The sequence below is a fragment of the Deltaproteobacteria bacterium genome (assembly GCA_016177765.1).
In the GTDB taxonomy this organism is placed as follows: domain Bacteria; phylum UBA10199; class UBA10199; order JACPAL01; family JACOUP01; genus JACOUP01.
Window position 1 is genome coordinate 48,737 of record JACOUP010000008.1, and the last position, 26,652, is coordinate 75,388.

25 protein-coding genes and 1 riboswitch are annotated in these 26,652 nt (G+C 52.9%); of the genes, 9 read left to right on the top strand and 16 right to left on the bottom strand.

The genetic code is table 11. The annotated features are described in order from the left end of the window. Nucleotides 1–2: 2 nt before the first annotated feature. Both HYS22_02675 and alr read right to left on the bottom strand, forming a co-directional pair. Nucleotides 3–791 carry an ABC transporter permease gene (locus HYS22_02675; protein MBI1909056.1) on the bottom strand — a complete coding sequence of 263 codons (789 nt, stop codon included), beginning with the start codon at nt 789–791 and terminating at the stop codon, nt 3–5. 13 nt (nt 792–804) lie between these two features. Continuing rightward, nucleotides 805–1,923, bottom strand: a complete 1,119-nt coding sequence (gene alr / locus HYS22_02680) for an alanine racemase (GenBank protein ID MBI1909057.1) — start codon at nt 1,921–1,923, stop codon at nt 805–807. A gap of 74 nt (nt 1,924–1,997) precedes the next feature. Between alr and HYS22_02685 the strand changes: the two genes are divergently transcribed. The 5 genes from HYS22_02685 (at nt 1,998) to thiC (ending at nt 6,446) form a co-directional block, all read left to right on the top strand. Then, nucleotides 1,998–2,741, top strand: coding sequence for an MBL fold metallo-hydrolase (locus HYS22_02685; GenBank protein MBI1909058.1), 744 nt, complete (start codon nt 1,998–2,000; stop codon nt 2,739–2,741). A gap of 22 nt (nt 2,742–2,763) precedes the next feature. Continuing rightward, nucleotides 2,764–2,857: riboswitch (TPP riboswitch) on the top strand. After that, nucleotides 2,843–3,046 carry a sulfur carrier protein ThiS gene (gene thiS, locus HYS22_02690; protein ID MBI1909059.1) on the top strand — a complete coding sequence of 68 codons (204 nt, stop codon included), beginning with the start codon at nt 2,843–2,845 and terminating at the stop codon, nt 3,044–3,046. (Overlaps the previous riboswitch by 15 nt.) Nucleotides 3,047–3,157: 111 nt before the next feature. Next, a complete protein-coding gene (locus HYS22_02695; protein MBI1909060.1) occupies nt 3,158–3,934 on the top strand; it encodes a thiazole synthase in 777 nt (258 codons plus the stop codon). Continuing rightward, the gene (thiH, locus tag HYS22_02700; GenBank protein ID MBI1909061.1) at nt 3,931–4,944 is read left to right on the top strand and encodes a 2-iminoacetate synthase ThiH; all 1,014 of its coding nucleotides are present in this window, start codon (nt 3,931–3,933) and stop codon (nt 4,942–4,944) included. The genes HYS22_02695 and thiH overlap by 4 nt, the downstream gene beginning before the upstream one ends. 32 nt (nt 4,945–4,976) lie before the next feature. Then, complete coding sequence (gene thiC / locus HYS22_02705; protein ID MBI1909062.1) at nt 4,977–6,446, top strand: phosphomethylpyrimidine synthase; 1,470 nt, start codon at nt 4,977–4,979, stop codon at nt 6,444–6,446. Here the strand turns inward: thiC and HYS22_02710 are convergent. Continuing rightward, nucleotides 6,433–7,929, bottom strand: a complete 1,497-nt coding sequence (locus HYS22_02710) for a hypothetical protein (GenBank protein MBI1909063.1) — start codon at nt 7,927–7,929, stop codon at nt 6,433–6,435. The genes thiC and HYS22_02710 overlap by 14 nt on opposite strands. Before the next feature lie 79 nt (nt 7,930–8,008). Beyond that, nucleotides 8,009–9,136, bottom strand: a complete 1,128-nt coding sequence (locus HYS22_02715; protein MBI1909064.1) for a hypothetical protein — start codon at nt 9,134–9,136, stop codon at nt 8,009–8,011. Between the two features lie 87 nt (nt 9,137–9,223). Here HYS22_02715 and HYS22_02720 point away from each other — a divergent pair, with 87 nt between their 5' ends. Further along, a complete protein-coding gene (locus HYS22_02720; GenBank protein MBI1909065.1) occupies nt 9,224–10,159 on the top strand; it encodes a transporter in 936 nt (311 codons plus the stop codon). Nucleotides 10,160–10,218: 59 nt separating this feature from the next. Here HYS22_02720 and HYS22_02725 read toward each other — a convergent pair whose 3' ends face one another. Beyond that, entirely contained in the window at nt 10,219–11,634 is a 1,416-nt protein-coding gene (locus HYS22_02725; GenBank protein ID MBI1909066.1) for a hypothetical protein, read from the bottom strand. Nucleotides 11,635–11,773: 139 nt separating this feature from the next. On the opposite strand from HYS22_02725, the gene HYS22_02730 reads away from it, so the two are divergent. After that, entirely contained in the window at nt 11,774–12,781 is a 1,008-nt protein-coding gene (locus HYS22_02730) for an SDR family oxidoreductase (protein ID MBI1909067.1), read from the top strand. 131 nt (nt 12,782–12,912) lie between these two features. Beyond that, on the top strand, nt 12,913–14,076 hold the full coding sequence (locus HYS22_02735) for an acyltransferase family protein (GenBank protein ID MBI1909068.1): 1,164 nt from the start codon (nt 12,913–12,915) through the stop codon (nt 14,074–14,076). Here the strand turns inward: HYS22_02735 and HYS22_02740 are convergent. The 11 genes from HYS22_02740 to HYS22_02790 form a co-directional block, all read right to left on the bottom strand. Then, nucleotides 14,073–15,389 carry a glucose-6-phosphate isomerase gene (locus HYS22_02740; GenBank protein ID MBI1909069.1) on the bottom strand — a complete coding sequence of 439 codons (1,317 nt, stop codon included), beginning with the start codon at nt 15,387–15,389 and terminating at the stop codon, nt 14,073–14,075. The genes HYS22_02735 and HYS22_02740 overlap by 4 nt on opposite strands. Nucleotides 15,390–15,448: 59 nt before the next feature. Then, a complete protein-coding gene (locus HYS22_02745) occupies nt 15,449–16,543 on the bottom strand; it encodes a hypothetical protein (protein ID MBI1909070.1) in 1,095 nt (364 codons plus the stop codon). Between the two features lie 44 nt (nt 16,544–16,587). Continuing rightward, nucleotides 16,588–16,989, bottom strand: coding sequence for an SCP2 sterol-binding domain-containing protein (locus HYS22_02750; GenBank protein ID MBI1909071.1), 402 nt, complete (start codon nt 16,987–16,989; stop codon nt 16,588–16,590). Nucleotides 16,990–17,036: 47 nt separating this feature from the next. Then, nucleotides 17,037–18,212 (bottom strand): iron-containing alcohol dehydrogenase, encoded by a 1,176-nt coding sequence (locus HYS22_02755; GenBank protein ID MBI1909072.1) that lies wholly within the window; start codon nt 18,210–18,212, stop codon nt 17,037–17,039. Nucleotides 18,213–18,257: 45 nt separating this feature from the next. Beyond that, nucleotides 18,258–19,040, bottom strand: a complete 783-nt coding sequence (locus HYS22_02760; GenBank protein MBI1909073.1) for a hypothetical protein — start codon at nt 19,038–19,040, stop codon at nt 18,258–18,260. Between the two features lie 4 nt (nt 19,041–19,044). Further along, nucleotides 19,045–20,421, bottom strand: a complete 1,377-nt coding sequence (locus HYS22_02765) for an amidophosphoribosyltransferase (GenBank protein ID MBI1909074.1) — start codon at nt 20,419–20,421, stop codon at nt 19,045–19,047. After that, on the bottom strand, nt 20,409–22,658 hold the full coding sequence (gene purL / locus HYS22_02770; GenBank protein ID MBI1909075.1) for a phosphoribosylformylglycinamidine synthase subunit PurL: 2,250 nt from the start codon (nt 22,656–22,658) through the stop codon (nt 20,409–20,411). Before purL ends, HYS22_02765 begins: the two co-directional genes overlap by 13 nt. An 81-nt stretch (nt 22,659–22,739) precedes the next feature. After that, nucleotides 22,740–23,102 carry an endonuclease domain-containing protein gene (locus HYS22_02775; GenBank protein MBI1909076.1) on the bottom strand — a complete coding sequence of 121 codons (363 nt, stop codon included), beginning with the start codon at nt 23,100–23,102 and terminating at the stop codon, nt 22,740–22,742. A 71-nt stretch (nt 23,103–23,173) separates the two neighbouring features. Further along, nucleotides 23,174–23,923 (bottom strand): phosphoribosylformylglycinamidine synthase I, encoded by a 750-nt coding sequence (gene purQ, locus HYS22_02780; GenBank protein ID MBI1909077.1) that lies wholly within the window; start codon nt 23,921–23,923, stop codon nt 23,174–23,176. Continuing rightward, nucleotides 23,920–24,159 (bottom strand): phosphoribosylformylglycinamidine synthase subunit PurS, encoded by a 240-nt coding sequence (gene purS / locus HYS22_02785; GenBank protein MBI1909078.1) that lies wholly within the window; start codon nt 24,157–24,159, stop codon nt 23,920–23,922. Before purS ends, purQ begins: the two co-directional genes overlap by 4 nt. Continuing rightward, on the bottom strand, nt 24,156–25,451 hold the full coding sequence (locus tag HYS22_02790; protein ID MBI1909079.1) for an adenylosuccinate lyase: 1,296 nt from the start codon (nt 25,449–25,451) through the stop codon (nt 24,156–24,158). Before HYS22_02790 ends, purS begins: the two co-directional genes overlap by 4 nt. Nucleotides 25,452–25,555: 104 nt before the next feature. On the opposite strand from HYS22_02790, the gene HYS22_02795 reads away from it, so the two are divergent. After that, nucleotides 25,556–26,650 (top strand): hypothetical protein, encoded by a 1,095-nt coding sequence (locus HYS22_02795; GenBank protein ID MBI1909080.1) that lies wholly within the window; start codon nt 25,556–25,558, stop codon nt 26,648–26,650. Nucleotides 26,651–26,652 lie beyond the last annotated feature (2 nt).

Here is a 26,652-nt window from a genome sequence, read left to right on the forward strand (position 1 = left end):
TGTTAAAACTCCGGGAAAAATTCTAAAATCCACGCCGTGAGAAAATAATCCATCACCAGGATAACCACCGAAGAGATCACCACCGCCTGGGTTGTTGCCCTCCCCACCCCTTGCGCCCCCCCTGAAGTGCGGTACCCCCGGTGGCAGGAGAGGAGCGTTAGAAGGAGGCCAAAAACAGAGGCCTTCATCATCCCGCCGACAATATCATCCATATCCACATAGTAATAAAGTTTGTGAAAGAAGGGGGCTTCCGGAAGACCCAGGAGGGAGACCGCCACAAAATAGGAACCGATGATGCCGATAAAGATAAAAAAGCCGTAGAGGAGCGGCACCATCACAAAACCGGCCACCACCCGGGGGACAACAAGGTAATGGACCGGGTTGACCGCCATCGATTCCAGGGCATCGACCTGTTCCGTAACCCGCATCGAACCGATCTCCGCCGCCATCGCCGAACCGGCCCGCGCCGTGACCATGAGGGCGGTAAAAACGGGGCCGATCTCACGGCTCAGGGCGAGCCCGACCGTCGAACCGATGAGGGATTCCGCATTAAACAGGCGGAAGGCATAGGCAGTCTGCAGGGCAAAAACCATCCCGGTGAAAAGACCGGTCAGGGCAATCACCGGGAAAGACTGGACCCCTAAAAACTCCATCTGTTGTCTCAGGAGGGACCAGCGGAAAGGGGAGACAAAAAGCCACCGGAAAAAAGAGAGGGCAAAACTAAAAAACCGGCCCACCTCCTGGACGGTCCTCCGAACCAACTCCCCGATTGTTTCAATCAATTGTGTCATACGATACCCGTTCCTAGTTCTCAACATAACTCCGTCTCAACCGCGGCGACAACCGGCAAAAAATCTCGTAAGAGATGGTCTCCGACCATTGGGCCAGATCATCCGCCGAAATCTCCTCACTCCCCTGCCTCCCGATCACGACCACCTCATCCCCAACCTCGGCTGAGGGGCAGTCCGTCAGATCCACCATGGAGAGATCCATGCAAACGGTCCCGACAACCGGCACCTTTTGACCTCTGACAAGGACAAAGGCCTTGTTGGAAACGATCCGTGGATAACCATCCGCATACCCCAGCGGCAAAACCCCGATCCGGCTCTCCCTCTTTGTCCGGAAGGTCCGGTTATAACTGACCGGTGTCCCGGGGGCCAGTTTTTTTAGCGAAATAATTCTTGTCTTGAGCGATAAAACCGGTTTCAAGGCGATCTTTTCCTTCAAGCGGGGGATCGGCGCCGCCCCGTACAAAACCAGCCCTAACCGGACAAGGTTGCAACCTCTACCCTCCCCTTCGATCGCCTCGATGGAATTGGCCAAATGCCTCCACTGCGGTTTGACGCCGCACTTTTCCAGGTCTGAAAGAATTTTGCTGAAATTTTCCCTTTGAAAGGCGGTAAACTCAGGGTCGCCCGCCTCTGCCAGATGGCTCAGCAACCCTTCAGACCGAAGGGAATCAATTTTCGAAAACTCCTGCCAAAAACCACCCCACTGATCCATCGGCACTCCCAGCCGGCTCATCCCGGTGTCGACTTTGAGATGAATCGCAAGGGATTGTCCCTTTTTTTTGGCCGCCGCACCCAGGAGTTTGGCGACCCGAATATTTTCCACGACAGGGGTCAGTCGATGTTCGAAAAAGGGTTCTGTACGGCCATCCAGCAAACCCAGAAGAATGACAATCGGTTTGGCAATACCCACTTCTCTCAATTCAATCCCTTCATCGACCGTCCCGACGCCAAAAAAGTCAGCCCCAGCTTCGTCCAGCACTGGCGCCACTTGCGTCGTACCATGCCCATAGGCATTTGATTTCACCACCGCCATAATCTTAAGGGAGGGACCAATCTTGTGACGAAGTTCTAAAAAATTGTGGCGGAGCGCCGAAAGGTTGATCTCGATAAATGTAGGGCTTTCCCTCAACATGGATGTTTTTCGATAACAATATTAACATTGCAAGTCAATCAAAGGGGCATTATGGACGCTATAGGCCCCTAACGATGATCAAAGCTACTTTTATCGGTCACGCCACGGTTGATCTTGAGATCGAGGGGACCAGGATCATCACCGATCCGGTCTTGAGTGAGAGGGTCCTCTTTCTCCGGCGGCACAGCCCTCTGAAAATCAGGCCGGAGGCGCTCCATCCCTCAGCGATCCTGATCTCCCACGCCCATTACGACCACCTGGATCTCTTCTCATTCAAATATTTTCGTTCCGATGTTCCGGTTGTTCTGCCCCGCGGATTAGCGGCTTTTCTTTCAAAGTTTATCCGGAATCCCCTGATTGAAATCGACCACGGCGGCTCGACCCGTCTTGGGGATGGGACCGAAATTAAAGCCTTCCCGGTCCGGCATGTCGGGTTTCGGCTCTCCCCCTTCCGGTACAATAACTGTAACGGCTACCTTGTTGCCAAGAACGGAAAAACAATTTTTTTTCCGGGAGACACCGCCTATAGCCCCTCCTTAAGAGAGGTCGCCAAAGGTATTAACTTGGCCTTGCTCCCGATCGGTTCTTACGAACCGGCCTGGTTTATGAAAAGCCGGCATATGAACCCGGCCGAGGCGGTGCAACTCTTCGAAGAACTGGAGGCCCAGGTGATGATCCCGATCCACTGGGGGACCTTCAATCTTTCCCTTGAACCACTCGGCGCCCCGCTGGAATGGATCCTCCGGCTTCAGGCGGAAAAAAATCTGGGGGATCGGCTCCGCATCTTGAAGCATGGGGAGAGTACGGTTATCGGTTGACAAAAAAAACGACCACGGTATGAGAAGGGTTACGGGGTGCCGCTATTTCGGCTGAGATTAAACCCGATGAACCTGATCCGGATAATGCCGGCGGAGGGATAATGTTTGAAGTCCTCTTAAACGGCCAAAAAGAAATCCTCGCAGAATCAATCTCCCTAACAGAACTCTTGGGGCGGTTTTCCCTCCCCACAGAAGCAACGGCCATAGCGGTTAATGATGAAGTAATCCCCCGTTCTCTTTGGAACGAGGTCCAGATTCGGGAAAATGATTCGGTAGAAATTATCCGCGCCGTGGGGGGTGGGTAAAAAGGAGCCCAACGAATAAATTCGTGGGCTAATGAAAACAAATTCCTGCGGAATTCCGGAAGGAATTAAAAAATATTAGCCGCCGAATTCATTCGGTCGGCAAGCACGGCAATGCCTGATACTCTTAAAATAGCCGGTAAAGAATTTAACTCCCGTCTTCTTGTCGGGACCGGAAAATTTTCTTCTCCACAGGTGATGGTCCAGGCCCTCGAAGCCTCCGGAACAGAGATTGTCACTGTGGCGCTCCGCCGGATCGACCTCTCCCGTCCCGAAACCGACATCCTCCATTTTATCGACCGCAACAAATACCTCCTCCTCCCCAATACCTCCGGGGCACGCAACAGCATTGAGGCGATCCGGCTCGCCCGTCTGTCACGGGAGGCGGGACTTGGGAACTGGCTCAAACTGGAGGTGATCCCCGACCCGCAATACCTCCTGCCGGACCCGATTGAAACCTTCAAGGCGGCGGAGATCCTTATTAAGGAGGGGTTCATTGTTTTGCCTTACATCAATGCCGATCCGGTGCTCGCAAAACGACTGGCCGATATCGGTACAGCGACCGTCATGCCGCTCGGCTCCCCGATCGGTTCTGCCAAAGGGATCAAGACAAAAGAAAATATCCGGATCATTATCGAACAGGCTACCGTCCCTGTCGTAGTCGATGCTGGTCTAGGGGCCCCTTCTCACGCCACGGAGGCGCTGGAGATGGGGGCGGATGCGGTGCTCATCAACACCGCGATCGCCGTCGCTGAAGACCCAGTCCTCATGGCCGAGGCGTTCCGGTTGGCGGTGATCGCCGGGAGAAAAGGGTATGAAGCAGGAATCGCTCAAGAAAAGGAACAGGCGGAGGCATCGAGTCCGTTGGTCGGGATCGTGGGTCAAAAATGAACGTTCAACAATTTCAAAACCTGCTGAAACCGCTGACCGAATCGGAACGTCTCCATTTGTTTCAATCGGCCCGCACCCTCACCCGTCAAAGATTCGGCCGGACGATCCAGCTATTCGCCCCGCTCTATATTTCCAACGAATGTGTCGTCACCTGCACCTACTGTGGTTTTAGTCGTCAAAATAAAATTGAACGAAAGACGCTGACCGTTGATGAAGTTTTGAAAGAAGCGGAATATCTCCGGCAACAGCGGTTCCGCCATCTTCTGCTCGTCTCCGGAGAACACCCCAAACAGGTTTCTCCCGAATACCTGTCCCTCATCGCTCAAAAACTAAGACCGCTGTTTGCCTCACTCGCCATTGAAGTCGCCCCCTTCGACAAAGAAACTTACAGCCGGCTTTGCGCCAGCGGCGTCGACCGCGTCGTCCTCTATCAGGAAACCTACGATCGTCTGCAGTACGCCTCTGTCCATCTTGCAGGACCAAAGAAATTTTATGAGAAAAGGATTCAGTCGGCGGAGGCGGTCCTCCAGAGCGGTATCCGGTCGCTCGGTATGGGGATCCTGCTCGGCCTTTCGGACTGGCGGGCCGAGGCCACAGCCCTTTTTGAACACCTGCTGGGTTTAAGAAAAAAATATTGGCGGGCTGATTATACGGTCAGTTTTCCGCGTCTCCGTCCCTGCGCCAGTGATTTTGCGATCCCCCACCCTGTCTCTGATGATGATTTCAAACAGTTGATCGCCGCCTTTCGTCTCGCCCTGCCGGAGGCCGGTATTGTCCTCTCCACAAGGGAGTCGGCGACCTTGAGAGACGAATTGATCGGGCTGGGGGTGACCCAGATGAGCGCCGGTTCCAGGACAGAGCCGGGTGGTTACCTCCATCCCGACCAGGCGCTCAAACAATTTGAGACCGAAGACCAGCGCTCCCCAGAGGAGATCAGTCGTGCCGTTCAAGCCAAGGGGCTCGAACCGGTCTGGAAGGACGAAGAGTCAACATTAATGGAGGTTTTATGAAAACGAATTACAGCTCCCCCGATTCACCCGGTATGCCACTCCCATCAGACAAAACGGCATGGGACTTCATGCCGGGGGGTTGGAAATTAAAACCGGGCCACCTCCGTCGCGACGCCGCTGATTCCTGGATTGCCCCCCAAGGGTTTGTTCCGGTCACTCAACTGGAATTCGCACGGTTGGGGCAAATCACCCCACAGATGAAACGGGTGGCCGAGAGAGAACCACACCTCACTGTCGAACAGGTCTTGTGTGAGGTTGCCGCCGGTCGGATGGTGATCCCGGCCAACAAGGTTCACCTCCAATACCAGCTCGACCCGATGGCGATCGGCCGGGCGAGTCTGACCAAGATTAACGCCAACATGGGGGCCTCACCGGTTTCCAGCAACACACTCCAGGAGGTTGAAAAACTAAAGTGGGCCGAACGGTGGGGGGCCGATACCGTCATGGATCTTTCGACCGGCGGCAACCTCGACGCGACCCGCGAGGCGATTATTAAAAACTCAACCGTGCCGATCGGAACGGTGCCGATCTATTCGATGATCATCGGGCGCAAAATCGAGGGGCTGGATGAAGAAGTGATTTGTAAAACGCTCCGATTTCAGGCCCGGCAAGGGGTCGATTACTTCACCATCCATGCCGGTGTCCTCCAAGGGCATCTGGAATTTGTGAAAAACCGGATTATTGGGATTGTGAGCCGCGGCGGTTCCATCCTGGCCAAATGGATGCTGGCCCACAAAAAGGAAAATATCATGTACACGATCTGGGAGGAGATCTGCGACATCCTGCACGAGTACGATGTGACCTTCAGCATCGGCGATGGTCTCCGCCCCGGCGGATTGGCCGATGCGACCGACAAGGCCCAGTTGGCGGAATTATCAACCTTGGGAGAATTGACGGAGCGGGCCTGGAGAAAAGGGGTTCAGGTGATGGTGGAGGGACCGGGTCACATCCCGTTTGACCAGATCGAGTACAACATGAAACTCCAGCGCCGTCTCTGCCACGGGGCGCCGTTCTACGTTTTGGGACCGCTCGTCACCGATATGTTTCCCGGTTACGACCATATCACCAGTTGCATCGGGGCGACCGCCGCCGGGTATCATGGGGCGGCGATGCTCTGCTACGTCACGCCGAAAGAACATTTGGGTCTCCCAAAAAAGGAGGATGTCAAACAGGGGTGTGTCGCCTACAAGATTGCCGCCCATGCCGCTGACATCGCCTTGGGTATCCCGGGGGCGAGGAACCGTGACGATGAACTGACCAAGGCCCGAGCCGCCTTGAACTGGGAAAAACATTTCGAGCTAAGCTTCGATCCGGAGCTAGCCCGTGCCTATCACGATGAGGACCTGGGGGTGGACACCGACTTCTGCGCGATGTGCGGCCACGACTGGTGTTCCGTCCGGATTTCCAAAGAGATCAGCGAATTTGATTCAGGCAAGGACGAACATTATGCTTGGGATAGAGTCAAGGTCTCCAGAAAACCACCTGATCCTATTTCTCCGTGATATATTTCAGGTCGGCATTGGTCGTATCAGTATAAGCAATATGAACCTTGCCAGAGCTGTCAATGACAACCGAAGAATAACTACCGACACTTCCCGTGGAATCGAGGGTTGATACTACCCATGAACCGGAGGCGTTGGTGGCAAACTTGAGATCCAGCTTTGTATTGTCGAAATAACTGATGTAAAATTTCCCATTACTATCGACGGCTGACGCAGGGAAAACACCGACATTCCCTGTTGAATCAATCGTTGTGCTTACCCATGAATCGGAGGCGTTGGTTGTGTATCTCAAATCTTGATCGGGGCTGGCGTGATGAGCAACATGAATTTTCCCGGAGCTGTCTACCATGAGCGCCGGATAGTAACCAACGCTTCCCGTTGAATCAATGGCCACCGGTTCCCCCCATGAGCCGGTTGAATTCGTCATGTATTTGAGATCAGCATTGGTTTGATCTGTATAAGCGATGTGAACCTTGTCCGAGGAATCAATCGCCAGCGAGGGGTAGTTCCCCACGCTACCCACTGAATCGAGGGTTGCCGGTGCTCCCCAGGATCCTGAACTGTTCTTGATGTACTTGAGATCAAAACTGCCAACAGTAGTGCCATCCGTATAGGCAATATGAATATCTCCAGCGCTATCAATGGCTAGTGAGGGGTTATGCCCGACACTCCCTGTGGAATCAAGGGTTGCCGGTGCTCCCCAAGACCCTGAAGTCTTCTTGATGTATTTAAGATTCAAGTTGGTCGTATCAAAATAGGCAATATGAATATCTCCAGCGCTATCAATGGCTAGTGAGGGACTAGCGCCCACATTCCCTGTTGAATCGAGGGTTACCGGTGTCCATGAGCCGGTTGAATTCGTCATGTATTTGAGATCGGCATTGCTCGAATCCTGATAGGCGACATGGATCTTCCCATTGCTATCGATCGCCAATGATGGGGCAACACCTATACTCCCCGTTGAATCAAGCGTAGAAATATCCCAAAGATAGCCGGCAGTAGCATTGACCTCCGAAGAGGTCACCGATTCCTTCCCGTCCGAATCAACGGCCGTCACATAATAGTAGTAAGTGACACTCCCCGCCAAACTGGTATGGGAGTAGGAGGCCGTTTTAATACCGCTCAGTCGTGTCCCATTATTTGTGGCGGTTCCCGATGTCGTGGCCCAATACAGATTGTAGCTCTGCGCCCCATCAACCGCATTCCAGCTTAAATCAATCTGCCGGCTCTTGGAACCTGAGGCAGATATCGTCAAGGCTTGAGGCGCTGCCAAGCTTGAGGTCCCGACGTTCGCGCCAACCCCTGGTCCTGAAGTCACCGTCACTCCGTCATCATTGCCGCCGCCCTCCCCCGACAAACCATCCTCGTCATACCCCCACCCACACCCGCCCCCTCCCTTGCCCCCATCAAGCCCCTGCCCGGAGGCGCTGACGAGAAAGAGACCCGACAAAAAGAGAAGGAAAAACCGGAGGGAATAAACCATAGCCCTATTGTACGCCGATCACAAACCCTGGACAACAAGCAGGTTTCATTTGACAAGTGCTGGAAAAGAGGTTGCTTTTCTAGTAACAGAGGCACAGAACCACGAGAGCGCCGACAGCACAGGACTGGTTGCTCTGACTGATCCAGTTGCTGTCTGTCACGTTAGCGAATGCCTGTTGTCCTCCAGGGGCCACGAAGGAACTGGTTGTCCAGTTGCTACAATTGTTGGAGAGCGAGCCATTGGTGGTACTCCCCGACCACCACGTTGTGTCTGTTATGCCTGCGGTTGCCAGCGAGGTTGGGATAGTGCCGTCGAGCAGGTCTTCCCAGTTATTGGCTATTTTTGTGCCTGTTGACCCCTGAATGGCGACGGTCGTTGGGACCCCGTAATTGCCAGGCATATCCCGAATCTCGTCGGCATCACTCACGCTGATAAAGGCGCGAATGGTGTTGCATGAAAGAGATCCCACACTGGCGGTGCAAAGGGCATCGGCACCAGCCCTGCCACCGAGATTGCCGCCACCCGCCCCACCAGTTCCGAACATTATAATATTATTGGCACAGGCCACCGTCACGCCGGTTACGTTGGCGCCACTCATGGTTCCAGAGGCACTGCTGACCGCACAGGTTTGGCCGGAGGGCTGTGTTAGAATGGTTACTGCATAATCCGCACCGTCGGCCAACACGGTCGGAAAGGTAAAAGAGCCGTTTGCCGTCAAGGTCAGATTATCGCCACTATTGTTTTGTAATACCACTGTTCCGGAAAGTCCGCTCAGGGTGCCGCCAACGGAATAAGTGTCTTTTGAACAGACAACTGAGACATTAGTCACATTGGCACCCTTAATCGTACCAACACCCCTCGCAACCGAACAGGTCTGGGTAGCCGGTTGGGTTGAAACGGTTATCGTGTAACTTGTACCATCGGGCAACTCGCTTGGAAAGGTAAAGGGGCCGTTTGCCGTCAAGGTCAGATCATCTCCACCGTTGTTTTGCAGTACCACTGTGCCGGAGAGTCCGCTCAGGGTGCCGCCGACTGAGACTGAAACGGAATTGCCATCTCCGACTATTCCGCTCTCTCCGCTTGACTCGCCGCCGTACCCCCACCCACACCCGCCCCCTCCCTTGCCCCCATCAAGCCCCTGCCCGGAGGCGCTGACGAGAAAGAGACCCAACGAAAAGAGAGTGAAAAACCGGAGGGGATAAACCATAGCCCTATTGTACGCCGATCCCGGACCTCGAACAATAAACATGTTTTGTTTGACAAGTGCCTGAAAAGAGATAGCTTCCCACCCACGATGTCCTTTTATCGTTCGTTTCTTTTCCTCCTTTTTTTCGCCTTGCTTGCCTTCGAAGGGACCGCTTCGGCCAAAAGCGCCTCTTTTGATACGATTCTTTTCAAACCGGCCACAGACAATAACCTTTACGCCGGTATTTACGGGGCCGACAGTCTGAACCAGTGGCAGTATACCTTCGGTCTCTACACCGATATCTCCGCCAATTCACTGAAGGCCTTTACAGGTGCCGGTGTTTCGACCGGCAATATCATCAGCTACAATCTTGTCGGCAATTTCTACGGTTCTGTCGGGCTCCTTCCTTTTTTAAGCACCGGGCTTAACCTTCCTGTTGCCTTTCTGGAATCTTTCAACGACCCGACAACAGGCGCCAATTCCAAAGAGTTCGAATCGGGCGATCTCGGCCTGAATTTCAAACTAAAGGCCCTGGATCATGAAAGGTTCCCGGTCGGTATCGCCATTGTCCCGTTTGTAACCTTCCCCACCGGTTCGGACACCCATTTCACCGGATCCGGAAAGATAACGGGTGGTTTCCTTGCTGTCATCGATTCACCGAGACTCTTTGATCGTCTTTCTTTGTCACTGAACACCGGCGTCCTTGCCCGATCAGAGGCGACAGTTGTTAGTTCTACCAACATCGGAACCCAGTTCTTGTACGGGCTTGGCGCCAACCTGGCAGTGTTAAGCCCACTTGACCTGCTCGTTGAATTACGGGGAAGCAGTTCGAATTTTTTTAAAAAAGCGCCCCAAAGTCCCCTTGAAATAGAACCGATGGTCCGCTACTATTTTCCTCGCCTGAACCTGGCCTTCACCGCCGGCGGAGGGACGGGCATTATCGAAGGAGTGGGGGCCCCGGAGTGGCGGGTCCTGGCGGGGGTTTCATACCTGATCGCAAGGCCTTTTGGAGAAAAGAGCCGTGACAATGAACAAGAAAACTAGAAAAGACCAAGAGGCTTCAACAATCCGAAATCGCCTGATCTTCAAGCCCGGGAGGTTATCTAATTTTCCGCGGCATATTTAAGATCTCCATTGGTCTCATCCCGGTAGACAATATGGCTTTTTCCGGAACTATCAAGCCTGAGACCGATATATTCTCCAATCGCAAGGGCGTCAAACTCTGTCGCCAACCAGGAACCGGAGGCATTGGCCACCTGTTGTAGGGCATTATTGACACCGCCATAAGCGATGTAAATCTTGCCAGAGCTGTCCACACTCAAAGAGGGATAGGCTCCCGTCGATCCTTCCGAATCGAGGGCCGCTGTGACCCAAGAACCGGACAAGTTCGTTGCATATTTGAGATCAGCATTGGTCTGGTCGTAATAGGCGATATGAACCTTACCGGAACCGTCCAGGCCCAAAGAATTGCGTCCTCCGACATCACCGCCAGAATCAATGGTTGACGTCACCCATGACCCTGAGGAGTTCGTCGCATACTTGAGATCCCCGCTGGGGCTGTCATAGCAGGCAATATGAACCTTGCCGGAACTATCGACCCCTATCGAAGATGTTTCAATGGTCATCGCTGAGGAATTAACAGCAACGCCAGGCACCCATAAACCCGAGGAGTTTGTGGCATATTTGATATCATAGTTTGTATTATCATAATAACTGATATGGATCTTCCCCGAGCTATCAATCACTAAAGAGGGGGCCCACCCGACGTCGCCAGAGGAATCAACGGTGGTTGAAACCCAGGAGCCAGAGCTGTTGGTTGCATACTTGAGATCGCCATTCGTCGAATCAAAATAGGCAATATGCACCTTCCCGGAAGAATCAACGGCCAAAGAGGTGTAGAGCCCCACAGCCCCTGTAGAATCAATGGTCGACGTTACCCACGACCCGGATGAATTTGTCGCGTACTTAAGATCCCTGTTTGTTCGGTCATAATAGGCCACATGAACCTTACCGGAACTATCTACCCCCACGGAGGGGTACTCGCCCACATTCCCCGTGGAATCAATGGTCGCGGTCTGCCAGGAGTAGGCCGGCGTGGCGCCGGCTTGTGAAGAAGCTTTCGACTCCTTGCCGTCGCTGTCAACGGCCGTCACATTATAATAGTGAGCGGCACCGGCCACAAGGCTACTCTGGGCGTAAGAGTTGGTGGTAATGTCGCTGATCTTTGTCCCACTTGTGGTCGCCGCACCATCGGTTGTGGACCAATAAACCCGATAACCGACAGCCCCCTCAACGGCTGACCATGAAAGATCAATCTGCCGGCTCTTGCTGGTGGAGGCAGTCGCCGCAAGACCCAAAGGGGCCGGAAGGCTGGAGGTCCCGATGTTATCGCCGACTTCAGTCCCTCCACCGCTCCCTCCTCCTTCAGTTCCCTCCTCCGATGAGGAACCACCACACCGCCCCACCGCCAAAAGAAAAACCGCCATGACCAGAAAAGACCAGCATTTCCGAAATCTCATAAACACCTCCTTTATGTCCAGTGCACTGTACTCTTTTTTGAAAAATAAATGAACACTTTACTTGGATATTTCCTCTTTGTTATTCGTGGTTTTCTTGCCTTTACATTCCCCCCTGCCTGGGATAGGAGGGAAAAGACTGATGCCCCTCAACAAGAAAAATAAGAAAGGTCCTCAAAAAAGCATCGCCTTGACCGGCACGGCAGGGTTTCTGGGGAGTTCCATCCTTCGAGAGCTGGAGAAAGAGAATCGCTTCACCACTATTATTGCAATTGATACCAAGAAGCCCCCTTTTGATACCCGCAGGACAAAATTTTATCGCCTCGATTTGACAGAAACGCTGGCCGATTCGAAACTTCTGGAAATCTTGCAAGCCGAAGGGGTTGAAACGGTTGTTCATGCCGCCTTCCCGATCACACCAACACCCAACCTTGGCTACGCCCATGAGTTGCAATCGGTCGGCACCATGTATGTCCTGGATGCCTGTGCCGCCGCCAAGGTCAAAAAGTTTGTCCTTGCCTCAACAACAGATGTCTATGGCCCGCACCCGACCAATCCCAACTTCCTTTCAGAAAACCATCCGTTGCGGGGTGGTTATAAAAGTCAGTTTATTGCCGACAAGGTCGATGCCGAAACCCAGGTCCTCCGTTTTTCCAAAAAACATCCCGAATCCATCATCACCATCCTTCGCCCCTGCACCATCGTCGGACCAACGATTCGCAACTTCAAGACGACCTTTCTCCAGCGGCCGGTGGTCTTCACCGTCATGGGGTACGACCCCCTGTTTCAGTTCGTCCATGAGGAAGATGCCCTCCGGGCCTTCGTGACAGTAATCGAAAAAGACTGCCCTGGGGTCTTTAATATCGTCGGTGATGGCGTTCTCCCCCTTTCAAAGGTCTTGAGCTTGAGCGGCAAGATCGGTGTTCCGGTCCCGTCGGCCTTTCTCTACCCGATGGCCCAGGCGATGTGGTATCTGGACATCTTCCCCGCTCCCCCCTCCCATATCGATTTTCTCAAATACCTCTGCGTGGCCGACGGGGAAAAAGCCCGGAGGGTGATGGGGTTTGTTGCCAAATACTCCGCCAAAGAGGCGCTTCTTGATTTCATCGGTGCGGAACGTCTCAGGCATATCCATCTAATGGAGGCTTAAAGTTGAAGACGGGGAAAGTGAACAATAAATTACGCCTTTTAAAATCAGTGCCATCAGTGAGGCCCTCCCCCTCACCCCAACCCTCATCCGCCCCCCCCCGCTTGGGTAAAGCACCCTTGGGTGAAACACCCTTGGGTGAAACACCCTTGGGTGAAGCACCCTTGGGGGGAGGGCCAGGGAGAGGAGGAGACAGTGAATCTATCAAAAAGATCCGGCGCGAACTGGAAACAAGGATTGAAAAACTGGAGGGGGATCTTCGCCAGACATTAGAAAAACTGGAGGCCAACCAAAAAGGGGTGATCCCGCCGCAACTCAAAACAGAGGTCGACGGTCTGGTCAAGAACCTTGAGGAAAAGATCCGCCAGGTCTCCGAAGAATTAAAAATCAAGGGGCCTCCGGGCCATTCCCCTCTCACCCTCCTTTTTGAAAATCTGAAGGGACTTTTGAACCCACTCTCCCTGGAGTCACTCCGGAAAATTCTGATTGGCTTCTGGTACGGAAACGGGGCCAACGCAGACTACAAGGTTGATGATTTTGGAATGGACCCGCTCTTTTGCCAGAAGGTCAGGCCACTCTTTGACTTCCTGTATAACACCTATTGGCGCGTTTCTGTTTCCGGACTCCAGCATATCCCGAACGAAGGAAGGGGGCTGGTTGTCGCCAACCATTCCGGAACTCTGCCCTATGACGGCGCCATGATCCGGATGTCGGTGGAAAATGACCACCCTTCGCGCCGCGATGTCCGCTTCCTTGTCGAAGACTTTGTCTATCATTTTCCCTTTCTGGGAACCTTCATGTACCGGACCGGCGGCGTTCGTGCCTGCCAGGAAAATGCCGAACGGCTCTTGCAGAATGAACAGCTCGTTGCCGTCTTCCCGGAGGGGGTCAAGGGGATCGGCAAACATTTCAAACACCGCTACCGCCTCCAACGGTTTGGCCGCGGCGGGTTTATCAAGCTGGCCTTGCGAACCGGCTCTCCAATCATCCCGACAGCGGTGATCGGCGCCGAGGAGATCCATCCGATCATCTATAAGTCGACCCTCCTGGCCAAACCGTTGGGTATCCCTTACCTCCCAATTACCCCAACGCTCCCATGGCTGGGGCTTTTTGGCCTGATCCCCTTTCCTTCCAAATGGTCGATCCACTTTGGAGGACCGATCTTGTTTGAAGAGTACGGTCCGAAAGATGCAGACGATCAGTTATTGGTAAACAAACTTTCCGAAATGGTCCGGGAGAAGATTCAGGCGATGATCGTCGAGGCCCTCAAAAATCGAAGCTCTGTTCTGTTTGGCTAACCCTTCCAGAGTTGGTTTTGGATATTCTTCTTGATAATCTCGACCGCCGGCTGGTCAAAGGGATTGATCCCCCAGAGTTCACCGGCATAAACGGTTTCCACTTCGGAGGAAAACAATAGCTGACCCAGCGTAAAAGCATTTAAAACGGGCAGACGGTAACTTAAATTCGGCCTTTTTTCCCCTGTCAAGGCATCGATTGTCGCCTTTTCCTCGATTTTTAAGAGCTCTCGCAGACCAACTTTCGCAAGCTGGCGCCCTTCCACACCCAAAGATGGCGGAGATTCCGGGATCGGCAGGGATTCTCCCTTTTCGACCGTCACAAAATTAATCACCTTGTCATCTGGTCCTTCGAGATAAAGCTGGAGTTGTGAATGTTGATCCCTAACCCCTGTCGCGGCGACAGGGGTCGAACCGGCATTGACCTTTTTACCCCCCAACGAATACCTCTTTCCCAAACTCTCCGCCCAAAGCTGGCCAAACCAATCCCCATACTTTCGGAGTCCCTCGGCATAGGTCATCATGACGCGAATCCGCCTTTTTTTTCTCGTCGCAAAAAGATAGTGAATAATCGCAGACAGGATCGCCGGGTTCTGTGCCAGATCCCTCTTCCGAACCCGCTCCTCCATCCTTCTGGCTCCAGCGAGCAATTCCTGAACATCCACCCCAAAACAGGCGGCAGGGAAAAGACCCGCCGCAGTCAGTACAGAGAAACGCCCGCCAACTCCCGGTGGGATGGCAAACGATTCCAGTTTTTCCTCGGTCGCCATCTTCCGAAGAGGCCCGCTGAACGGATCCGTAATCAGGACCACATGGCGGCGATAGCCGATCCCCAGCTTGTCTTTCAAGAACTTTCTTAAAACCAAAAGGGTCGCTAGTGATTCGAAGGTCTTTCCTGATTTACTCACAACGATCAGACAGGTCTTACGCGGCTCCAGTTCTTCCAGCATCTGTTGGATCCGGTCTGAATCCAAATGGTCAATCAGGTAAAATTTCTTTTTCTTGTGAGAGGCGCCTAAAGCGGCCTGGAGGGTTTCAGCACCCAGTGAAGAGCCTCCAATACCGATCAAGATAAAATGATCGAACTCTTTCCTCTTGGCCTCGGCCGATTTGACGATACGGCCTGATTCTTCCTCATTAAAGGGAAGATCCCAAAAGGGGAGTTGGCCCAGATGTCTTAAATTGACAAGCCCCTTCTGGATGGTCTGGATATTCTTGACGAGAGACTCAATCTCGGAAAGGACAAACCCCTCCTTTCGTCCCACCTTTTCGGCCATCACATTTTCATAATCAAGAAGGAGATCAGCCCTGGCCATGACGAGCGGACTTTAAGACAAAGAGAACTCCAATTGCAACTTAATCTTGTCCTTGGAAATTACTTCCCGACAATCCTGGCCTCGATCTGGACACCGATCTGGCTATTGGGGAGGGATTTGACGATCGACTGGTTGTTGCCAGAAACATTGCTGAAGGTTCCAAAACCGACAAGAATCACCGAACCTTTTGTCTTGTCACTTTCATCCACCTGGAGAGGTTTGCCGGTCAGTTGCCCATTAACCAGATTCATGTCGGCATTCAGGAGATTCCCCTGACTGAAAACGATCGGGAGAGGCAGGCCTCCCGTCGTCAGGGTGATCTTCAAATCGGCCTGAAAGGCCCCTCCAGTCTCTCTCATCTTGATGATGATGTCTTTCACCTCCAGAAATCCCGTAGAGGCGGTATAGGCCCCTGTTGCCCCGGCATCACTCGTAATGATTGTGTCTCCGGGGATCAGATTTTTGACATTCGGATTCAGCGTCGGGGGGAGGACAAAACTATCTTCCTCGGTAATCTTGGGAAAGGTAAAATTTCCCCCCTTGAGATTAAAGTTAATGTTGAGATCGACCGGTTGAAACGGTCTTGCCGTCACCTCCGGGTCAGAGGTCAGAGGATCATTCGGAAGTTTCTGGGTCACACTCACCAAACGGGTCACCTGCAGTGTCTGTTCGCCGTCAAAGTTGACGGGACCGGAGGCACTTTCACTGGTACAAAGACCGGCACCCCCCTCGGACCCCGTCAGCATCACCTGGACAATCCCCTGATCGGGACCATCAATGGCTATGGCAAGAATGGCCTGTTGTCCGGCCCCCTCTTTGATCGGGGAATAGACCACCTTTACCACATAGGGAGACCCTGGGGGGACAGAGACATCGTCGATCTTGCCTGACTTGCTGACGATCTCCGGGTCACTGCCAACCTTGATCGATTCAAGCTTGAAATTGCCATCAGGATCAGTTCCCGGCTCAATCGCAATGCCAATAATATGGAGTGTTTCTTCAAGATTTTCATTCCTGAACGGGATTTCCTTGGTGTTTTCACCGCAAAGGGCGGTCTCCTCAAAGGAGACCCCATAGAGCTCCCCCATCGGATCCTTGGAACAGGAAGCAACCCCCAGGAAAATAGCGAAGAATAAGAGGCTTCGTAGTCTCATGATTTTCTCTGATATTATTATCGGCGCCACCCGGAAAATGGTTGCTACTTAAAAAACCCTCTCTCTTCAAGGTAGCGCGGGTAAAGGGTATAGGCCGGTTTGATAATCGGCAAGAGTTTTAAGATCTTGGGGATCGGCCCCTTGGCCGTGATTTCGCGGCGCGTCAAGGCGATCATCAGATTCACCTGCCCCAGCCAGAACCGGTGAGCGACATCCGCCTTCATACTCATCTCAACCTCCGGTTTTCTTTCGGTATCATTGGCCAAAATGACAACCTGGGGACCCGAGAGATCAACCGTGAGGGAGGCCTCCGGTTCCTTATAATTGAAACGAAGGATCAGCCTCGAGGCGAGAAGCTTTGGGCCGATCCCCGGGTCCTGACTCAAAAACTGAAAAAAACCGCTGAGCACCTCAATGAGTTTTGCACTGTTTTCAAAGGTAGCCATTGTCACCCTCCCCTCTATCCCCTCCCATCAAGGGAGGGGAATTAAAATTAATAGGCCTTTTTTACCTGTTTCAGAATCTCCTCCTTAACAACCTCACGCGGGTTGTAGAAACTGGTCCCGTCGTCCACGGCCCCTTCGGCAATCGCCCCCAGAAGGTCCTCTTTAACCCCGGCATCCCGAAGACGAAAAGGGAGCCCGCTTAATTTTTGCAGTTTTTCCCTCAGTCCAACAACCTCTTCGATCGCGGCATGGGCCATCTTGATATCGGAACTCTCTTGGTTCCATCCCACCAAAATCCGGCCGATCTCGGCGTACTCCTCCGTCCTGGCCTCGAGATTATACTCCATCCCCCAAGGCAGAAAGATACTGTTCGCCGTCCCGTGGTGGATACCGGTCAATCCCCCCAAGGCGTGGGCCATTCCATGAACCACCCCGACCATCGCATGATCAAACGCCTGACCGGCCAGCATTGAGGCGGTAATCATGCCGGATCTAGCCTCCCTATCTTTCCCGTCCTCCACCGCACCCACGAGATAACGATGAATCAGACGAATCGCCTCCAGGGCCAGGGCATCCGAAACAGGATTCTTTTGATTGCTGACATAAGATTCGATCGCATGGGTCAGGGCATCCATCCCTGTCGCGGCAGTCAGTCTGGGGGGGAGTGTTATCGTCAGTTCGGGATCCAAAAGCGCCAAGGTCGGGTAGAGATGGCTATCTACAAAAGAAAGTTTCGTGTGTTCCGCCTCGTTCAAGACGACCGCCGCTGAGGAGACCTCGCTCCCGGTCCCTGCCGTCGTCGGGATCGCTACCAGGGGACTGAGCGGCACTGAAATAGTTTGGGCCCCGGAATAATCCCCTACCAAATCACCACCGAGGGTAAAAAGGATATTGGCCGCCTTCGCCGTATCAATCGGGCTTCCCCCTCCAATCGCGATAAACCCTTCGGCCCCCAACTCCTTGGCCTGTGAGGCACAATTTTTGACAATGGTCAATTCGGAGTTGGGAGGGATTTCGGAAAAAATGCCGACAACTTCAAACCCCGTTTTTTTAATTCCCTCAATAATAGGAGCGACCAGACCGTTGCCCACCAACACCTTGTCGGTCACGACCAGAAAACGGCGGATTCCCAAAGAGGCCAACTCAGAGGAGAAATCCCTGGCAAGACCGACGCCAAAGACAACTTTTGTGGGACAGTGAAATTGATAAAACTCGGGAACCACGAGCGGCGAGGGAACCATGCCTTCCCAGTCGTGTCAAAAGGATTTTTACCGTTTTTTCAAAGGGTGCTCCACCCAAAGGTGTCTTTTTTGCCGCGAGACCTCATTACGGACACCCCGGACAACGTTAGGGAGGCTGAGATGGCTCCCCATCTTCAGGAGCGTCTTGGGGACCCTGAGACCAGGATCGTTTTTCATATAAACAACAAAATCAGTAAGCCTTGAATTCTTGCCGTACGGCCCGATCTTGAAATACCCCTCGCTCTGTTTGAATGTCCCGATGAGCATCGTCCAATGGAGCTGGTACTGTCTCATCATGACCCCCGTTTCGTCCATCACCAACCGGTTGACCGCCCATCGGTTGGTCACCGGCCACGGAAAATCATAAATCTCAAACAGATAACCCTCCCAAAAGGGTGTTCCACCCAAGGGTGCTCCACCCACCCACCAGGAGCCCTCTTTGATTTTCTCCAGCCGTGACCGCCAGGCCTCCAGCACCTCATCGGGCAAGGGACCGGTTTTGAGTGTCTGCCGGATTTGATCAAGGACCGGTGGCGATACCTCCTGAGAAACCATCACGTGGGGAAAGATATCTTTCCAATGGTTGAAGTCCGTAACCAATAACCAGACCTGTTCCGGATCGGCAGGGATCAAGCCTTCGGCCTTGGCTTCAAAACCGCCACTCTCTTCATGATAACGGGAAGCCGTAATAATTTTCCAGTCTTCGAGCTGTTTCTGCCGCCCTTGAGGCAAAGCCAACTCATCCGCCTTTAAAAACCCAGGAATGACCAGAAGAAAAAATAAAAGGGAAAGGGGAAATCGGTAGGGCATAAGTCTATCTTGTAGCTAGTTTGAGTTTACTGGCAGGGTCTTCCATCGGGACAGGATAATTTCCGGTAAAGCAGGCGTCGCAGAACCATTCTCCCGGATTTTTTTCAAACCAATAGAGCCCTTGCGGTGAAAGATACCCTAAAGAGTCGGCGTCGATGAACTTTCTAATCTCATCAACACTCTTCGAGGCGGCAATCAGTTCATCCTTGTCTGGCGTATCGATCCCATAATAGCAAGGCCCTGTCGTCGGCGGGGAGGAGATCCGCACATGAACTTCCTTGGCCCCGGCGTCACGGATCATCTTGACGATCTTGCGGGAGGTTGTCCCGCGGACGATGGAATCATCCACCGCCACAACCCTCTTGCCTTTGAGAACCTCCCTGACCGGGTTCAATTTAATTTTGACGCCAAAGTTCCGGATCGATTCCTTCGGTTCAATAAATGTCCGGCCCACATAATGGTTCCGGATGAGTCCAAACTGAAACGGGATTCCGGACTCTTCCGCATAACCCAATGCCGCCTGAACGCCGCTGTCCGGTATCGGAATCACCACATCCGCTTTTACCGGATGCTCACGGGCCAGTTGTTGTCCGAACCCTTTCCGCATCTCATAGACATCCCGGCCAAAGATATGACTGTCCGGCCTTGCAAAATAGATGAATTCAAAAATGCACATCGCCTTTTTGCGGGGGATCACGAACGGTTTTTGGGAATGGGCACCATTCTTGTCAATCACGACAACCTCACCCGGTTCGATCTCCCGAACGAATTCCGCCTCAATCAGGTCGAGGGCACAGGTCTCACTGGCCACGACCCACGAATCCCCCTTCTGTCCCAAAACCAGTGGACGCCAGCCGTAAGGGTCCCGAACGGCGATGATCCTCGTTTCCGTCAAAAAGAGCATCGAATAGGCACCGCGAATCTGGCTTAAGGCATCGATGATCCGGTCCACGAGGGAATTCTTGGGGGACTGCGCAATCAGGTGGATCACCACCTCCGTATCCATGGTCGACTGAAAAATCGCTCCATGGGCCTCCAGTTCGGCACGAATCTTCTGGGCATTGACAAGATTCCCGTTGTGGGCAACCGCCAGCCCCCCCCGGGAATAATCGATGGCGATCGGCTGGCAATTTTTCATCATGCTCTCGCCGGTCGTTGAATAGCGGACATGCCCGATCGCATTCTTGCCGGGGAGTCTCTGCAGTGCCGCCTCGGAAAAGATATCGGCGACATGACCCATATCCTTGTGACTGTGAAGAAGTTGGCCGTCGGAGGAGATGATCCCGGCGCTCTCCTGACCGCGATGTTGAAGGGCATAAAGCCCCAGGTAGGCAAGATTTGCCGCTTCCGGATGGTTATAAATGCCGACTATGCCACACATTTTACAAAACCCTCTTTCCAGGCCTTCTGCAATTCGGCGGTCGGAACAGTGATCCAGGGATCCAGCCTAAAAGGCCCCCGGGTCACAACACCCAATCTTTGGACAGGGCATTTCTTAAGCCTAGCCCATCGGAGAAACCGCTGCAAATTGTTTTCCCGAACAGTGACAACAATTCGGGAGGCCGCTTCACCGAATAAAAGTAGGTCGGGGCGTAAGGGCGAACGGCCGTTCGCCCGTACCTTAATATCGACCCCCCACAATTGAGGGCCTGAAATACAACACTCTGCCAAGGCCACAGCCAAGCCCCCTTCCGAACAATCATGGGCGGAACGGATCCACCCCTTTTGAATCCCTTGGAGGCAGGTCTCCTGGACCTTCTTTTCCCTCGCCAACTTTAAAGGGGGCGGCGTGCCTTGAACCTTGCCATGAACAAGACTCAAATACTCCGACCCCCCCAACTCCCCTTCAGCATTTCCCAACAGAAAAACGAGATCCCCTTCTTCCTTGAACCATTGGGTACAATGGGTTTTGACATCCTCCAGCAGGCCAACCATGCCGATTGTTGGTGTCGGATAAACAGATTGACCGAGACTTTCATTATAAAAGCTGACATTGCCGGAGACAATCGGTGTTCCCAAAAACAGGCAGGCCTCCGTAATCCCCCGGATTGCCTGCTCAAACTGCCAGAGGATTCCCGGATTTTCCGGGTTTCCAAAATTCAGGCAGTCGGTCACCGCCAACGGTTTTGCCCCGGAACAGACAATATTACGGGCCGCCTCGGCCACCGCATGCATCGCCCCTTGATAAGGGTCAAGGTAGCAATAGGTACTGTTGCAGTCGGTGGCCATCGCCACCCCCTTGGGTGAATCACCCCTTGGTGAATCACCCTTGAGCGAATCGCTCCTTTTTGTTCCTTTGATCCGAAGAACCGCGGCATCGCTTCCCGGCAAGATCACCGTATCAGTCCCGATCATATGATCGTACTGATGATAAACCCACTCCTTGTTGGCGATATTGGGAGAGGAGAGAAGCCGGAGCAGGACAGGCGTCATCTCCGGCGGCATGGAAATAGAATCAAGACTCAAGGAATTGACTTCGCCCAAATAAGAGGGTTTCTCCCTGGACCGTTCATAGCAGGGGGCTTCTTCAGCGATCGGGTGCGCCGGGATCTCTCCCACCAGTTCCCTTTCATTGAAAATCCGCACCGTACTCCCTCGAACTACCTTGCCGATAGCGGAAACATCCAGACCCCACTTTTTGAAAATCTTCTCCACCCTTTTTTCAGCTCCTTTTTTGGCCACAAACAGCATCCGCTCCTGAGATTCAGAAAGCATCACCTCATAAGGGGTCATCCCCACTTCACGGAGCGGGACTTTCGAGAGGTCCAGATCGATCCCGACATTCCCCTTGGAGGCCATTTCAAAGGAGGAACAGGTGAGGCCGGCGGCCCCCATATCCTGAATCCCCACCAGGTCCTTCGTCTGAAAAAGTTCCAGACAGGCCTCCATTAGCCGCTTTTCGGTAAAAGGGTCTCCGACTTGAACCGTCGGCCTTTTTTCTTCCGATTTTTCGTCAAAGACATCACTGGCCATCGTCGCCCCATGGATCCCATCCCGTCCTGTCTTGGAACCAACGTAAAAGACCGGATTCCCCACCCCTGCCGCCTTGGCCTTGAAGATCCTGTTTTTCTTCACGAGTCCAACGCACATCGCATTCACAAGGTTATTCCCGTTATAGGAAGAATGAAAAGAGACCTCGCCACCCACAGTCGGAATCCCCATGCAGTTCCCATAGCCGGCGATCCCGGCCACCACCCCTTTGACCAGATATTTTGTCTTGGGGTGATTGGGGGAACCAAACCGAAGGGAGTTCAAGAGGGCGATCGGCCTGGCCCCCATCGTAAAGACATCCCGAAGGATACCGCCGACACCGGTCGCCGCCCCCTGGAACGGTTCAATAAAAGAAGGATGGTTATGGCTCTCCATCTTGAAGACAAGACCCAGACCATCCCCGATATCTACGATACCGGCGTTTTCTCCCGGTCCGCAGAGGACCTGTTTCCCTTTTGTCGGCAGTTTTTTTAAGAAAACACGGGAGCTCTTGTAGGAACAGTGCTCGCTCCACATGACCGAAAAAATTCCCAGCTCCAAAAGATTCGGTTCCCGTCCCAGAATGGTGAGAATTTTCTGGTACTCTTCCGATGAGAGGCCATGTTGCTGGACAGTTTTAGTATCCATATCTATATTCCCTCACCCTCCGAGAATTCTTCTCTGCCTCAGCTGCCCTCTCCCACGATGGGGAGAGGGCTCCAATCAAACTTACATCTTGGAGCAAGTCGTCTTAATCTTTTCAAGAACTCTGGGCAGATTTGTTTCCACTTCACTATTTAAAATTCGTAAAATACGGAACCCTCCGTTTCCTAAAATTTTATCTCTCTCTTCATCGTATATTTTTTGATCTTCTTTGAGGTGATGCCCTCCATCTAATTCAACAATCAGTCTCTTTTCAACGCAACAAAAGTCAGCTATATACCCCCTTAGAGGTAGTTGACGTTTAAACTTGAGCCCTTTAAGACCACGATTACGGAGCTCGTCCCAGAGCAAACATTCGGCCCGTGTCATGTCATGTCTCAAAATTCGAGCCTTGACAACCTCCTCTCTTCTTTCAACACGATTGACCATGCCTTAATCCAACCCTCTCCTCTTCGTGGGAGAGGGTGTCTCTCCGCCTCAGGCGGAGAGACGGGTGAGGGTTACAAAATCACCGATTCAAACAACCGCCTCCCATCCACATTTCCCAGAAGCGGCTCGGCACACCGTTCCGGATGCGGCATCATCCCCAAGATATTCCCCTTTTCATTAATAATGCCAGCAATTGAATCCAAAGAACCGTTCGGGTTCTCCCCTTCATAACGAAAGACAACCCTTTCTTCCCCTTTCAACCTTTTCAAGGTTTCCGGATCGCAAAAATAGTTCCCATCCCCATGGGCGATCGGCATCTTGACCACCACCCTCCCCCCCACCCCCATCCGCCCTCTCTGTCCCTTCGGGACATCTCCCCCGATTGGCGGGGGAGTTCCCCCTCGAGGGAGGGGGATTAAGGGGGAGGGGGTGTAGAGTTTTGTAAACCGGGTATTCGTATTCTCCACCCTGAGGGAGACTGTCTTGCAAATAAATTGGAGGTTGGTGTTCCGCATCAGCACGCCGGGGAGAAGGCCCGCCTCGGTCAAGATTTGGAAACCGTTGCAGATCCCAAGAACAAGTCCACCCCTCCTGGCAAACGACAAGACCTCTTTCATGATCGGCGAAAAACGGGCAATGGCGCCGGTCCTCAAGTAATCCCCATAGGAGAAACCACCGGGGAGGATCAGACAATCCACTTTGGGGAGCCTGGTCTCCTTGTGCCATATAAAGGAGGCTGGCTGTTCCAGAAGGTCATGAATGGCATGGAAGCAGTCGTGATCACAATTGGAACCGGGAAAGACGACGACACCAAATTTCATACGATCTCAAACCTGTATGATTCAATCACCGTATTGGCGAGCAGTTTTTCACACATTTCTTTTACCCGCCGCTCCGCTTCTTCTTTATCTTCGGTGGTCAACTTCAGCTCGACATATTTGCCGATCCGGACATCCCGGACCTCCTCAAAGCGGAGGCTCGCCAGCGCCTGACAAACCGCCTTCCCCTGGGGGTCCAACACGCCTGATTTTAGAGTGATATAGATTTTTGCCGTCATTTCTCAAAAACCCTCCTAAAAATAAAATCGACTTCTCTCAAGTGATGTTTCAGATTAAACGCCTTCTTGATGACCTCCGGCTTAAGGTGCCGGGCCACTTCTTTATCTTGCAAGAGTTCTCGCTGAAAATCGGCCCCTTTTTCCCAAACTCTCATCGCATTTCGCTGAACCAGTTCGTACGCCTTCTCGCGTGTCAGCCCCGCCCTGACAAGCTCCAAAAGGACCGATTCGGAATAGACAAGACCTCCCATTTTCTCCAAATTTTTCTTCATATTTTCAGGATAGACCACAAGCCCTTCAATCAGTTTCGTCAAACGAACCAGCATATAATCCATCAAAATAGTGGCGTCGGGGCCAATCACCCTCTCCACCGAAGAATGACTGATGTCCCGTTCATGCCAAAGGGCCACATTCTCCATCGCCGCCATCGCATAGGAGCGGACCAGACGGGCCAGCCCACAAAGATTTTCAGCGCTGACCGGATTTCTCTTGTGCGGCATTGCCGAAGAACCCTTCTGCCCCTTGGTAAAGGCCTCTTCCGCCTCAAGGAGTTCGGTTCGTTGAAGGTGTCTTAACTCCGTGGCAATCCGCTCAATGGAAGAAGCGGTGATGGCCAAGCGACAGAAAAATACGGCGTAGCGATCCCTCGGGATCACCTGAGTTGCAACCGGTTCCGGTCGAAGCCCCAGCTTTTCACAAACATACTTTTCCACAAACGGGTCTCCGTTGGCATAGGTCCCGACCGCCCCGGAAAGCTTGCCATAACCGATCTCTCCTTCAGCCAGATCCAAACGGGTCAGTGCTCGCTTCATCTCTTCATACCAACCGATGAGTTTCAGACCAAAGGTGATCGGTTCGGCATGGATGCCATGGGTCCGCCCAATCATCGGGGTCATCTTGTGATCCAACGCCCTCTTGCGAATTACTCCCAAAAGGGCCTCCAAATCTTTTTTGAGGAGGGACGAGGCCTCTTTCAGTTGAAGAGAAAAACAGGTATCTACGATATCCGATGAAGTGAGTCCGATGTGGAGGTAGCGAGCCTCCGGGCCGATATTCTCGGCCACGTTGGTCAGGAAGGCAATGACGTCATGTTTGACCTCCGCCTCGATCGCATCAATCCGGACAATATCGAATTTTGCCTTTTTACGGATCGTCTGGATCGCCTCCGGGGGGACCAGCCCCTTCTTGGACCAGGCCTCCGCCGCCAGGATCTCAATTTCCAACCATTTCGCGAACTTGCTCTCCGGCTCCCAAACGGAGGCGATCTCGGGTCGGCTGTAACGGGGTATCATGGAGGCCCGCATCCCTAACAAAAAAAGGGGGTTGGTGCAAGGATGAAAAAAAGAAAGCAACTCTCTGAAAAGACTGACGAAAATATGTTCACAAAGGAGTCCTAATGGCCCATGATACAATACCCCCGCCGGCAGGTGAAGCACCCTTGGGTGAAGCACCCTTCCCTTATATTGTTGTCGAACCGGATGCGGCCGATGGTCTGGAAGATCAGCTGGACGGCTCCGATATTCCGATTAGCGAGGCGATTGAGGGGGATAATTACAAAATGGATCGGAAGACAACCCGGGCCTTTCAAGACGACGAGGAGGCGTCCGCCTATGAATCCGATCTTTTTCCCAACGACCGGGCGATTACCCTGACGGAACTCCGGCGCGCCTTTTACGCCACCTACGGGACTCAGGAATCCCGGGCCGTGGCTGAGCGCGTCTTCGCCCAGATGAAACAAGAGCTTGGTGATACAGTCAGTAAAGATGAAATTGGCCGTTTTCAACAGATCCTGACCGATCAGTCTGCTCATCTCGACGCCGGTGGAATCATCATTGATAACGATCTTGATAAAGGGGGAAGACTCGCGATCTCCGTAAAAAGACAGGGTCTCACCAAAGAGGATATTCAGAGACGGATCATCCCTTATGACACCTGGAAATATATGAAAGACCTCGAGTTGACTTTTGACGTCCCGGTACCCGAAGAGCCGAATGCCTATTATGAATTTACCATCACCCATCCGGGCGGCGTCGCCGGAAAGGTCTTTGGGATCTTTCCCGCCGTAACCAAGATCACCCTGGCGGGGGGAAACGGTCCTCTCGTTGCCAAGTGGGAGATGGTTCCTCATGACACGGCAAGAGGATTAGTGGATCAGTATAAGGGGAGGTTGACAGAAGTGATGCGGGAGGCCCGTTTAAAAGACAATCCGGATGAATACGCAAACCAGTTTAAGGAAGAACTGGAGTCCGTCCGGAGTGTTCAGGGAAGTGTCCGCTACGACCCCCAGACAGGGGTTCTGACCTATGAACAAAACGTGAAGGTCTCCTGGTCCCCCCCTTCCGACAGTTTCGTCATTGAGCCTCTCTTAACCGTCGCCCTTCATTATGCCGGTGACCCACGGGCCAAGAAAAGAACCAAAATCCCCTGCTGGATGAGTGAAGATGACGGCCCAATGAAAAAGAAATACCGCTACGAGCCGGCCCTGAAATAACC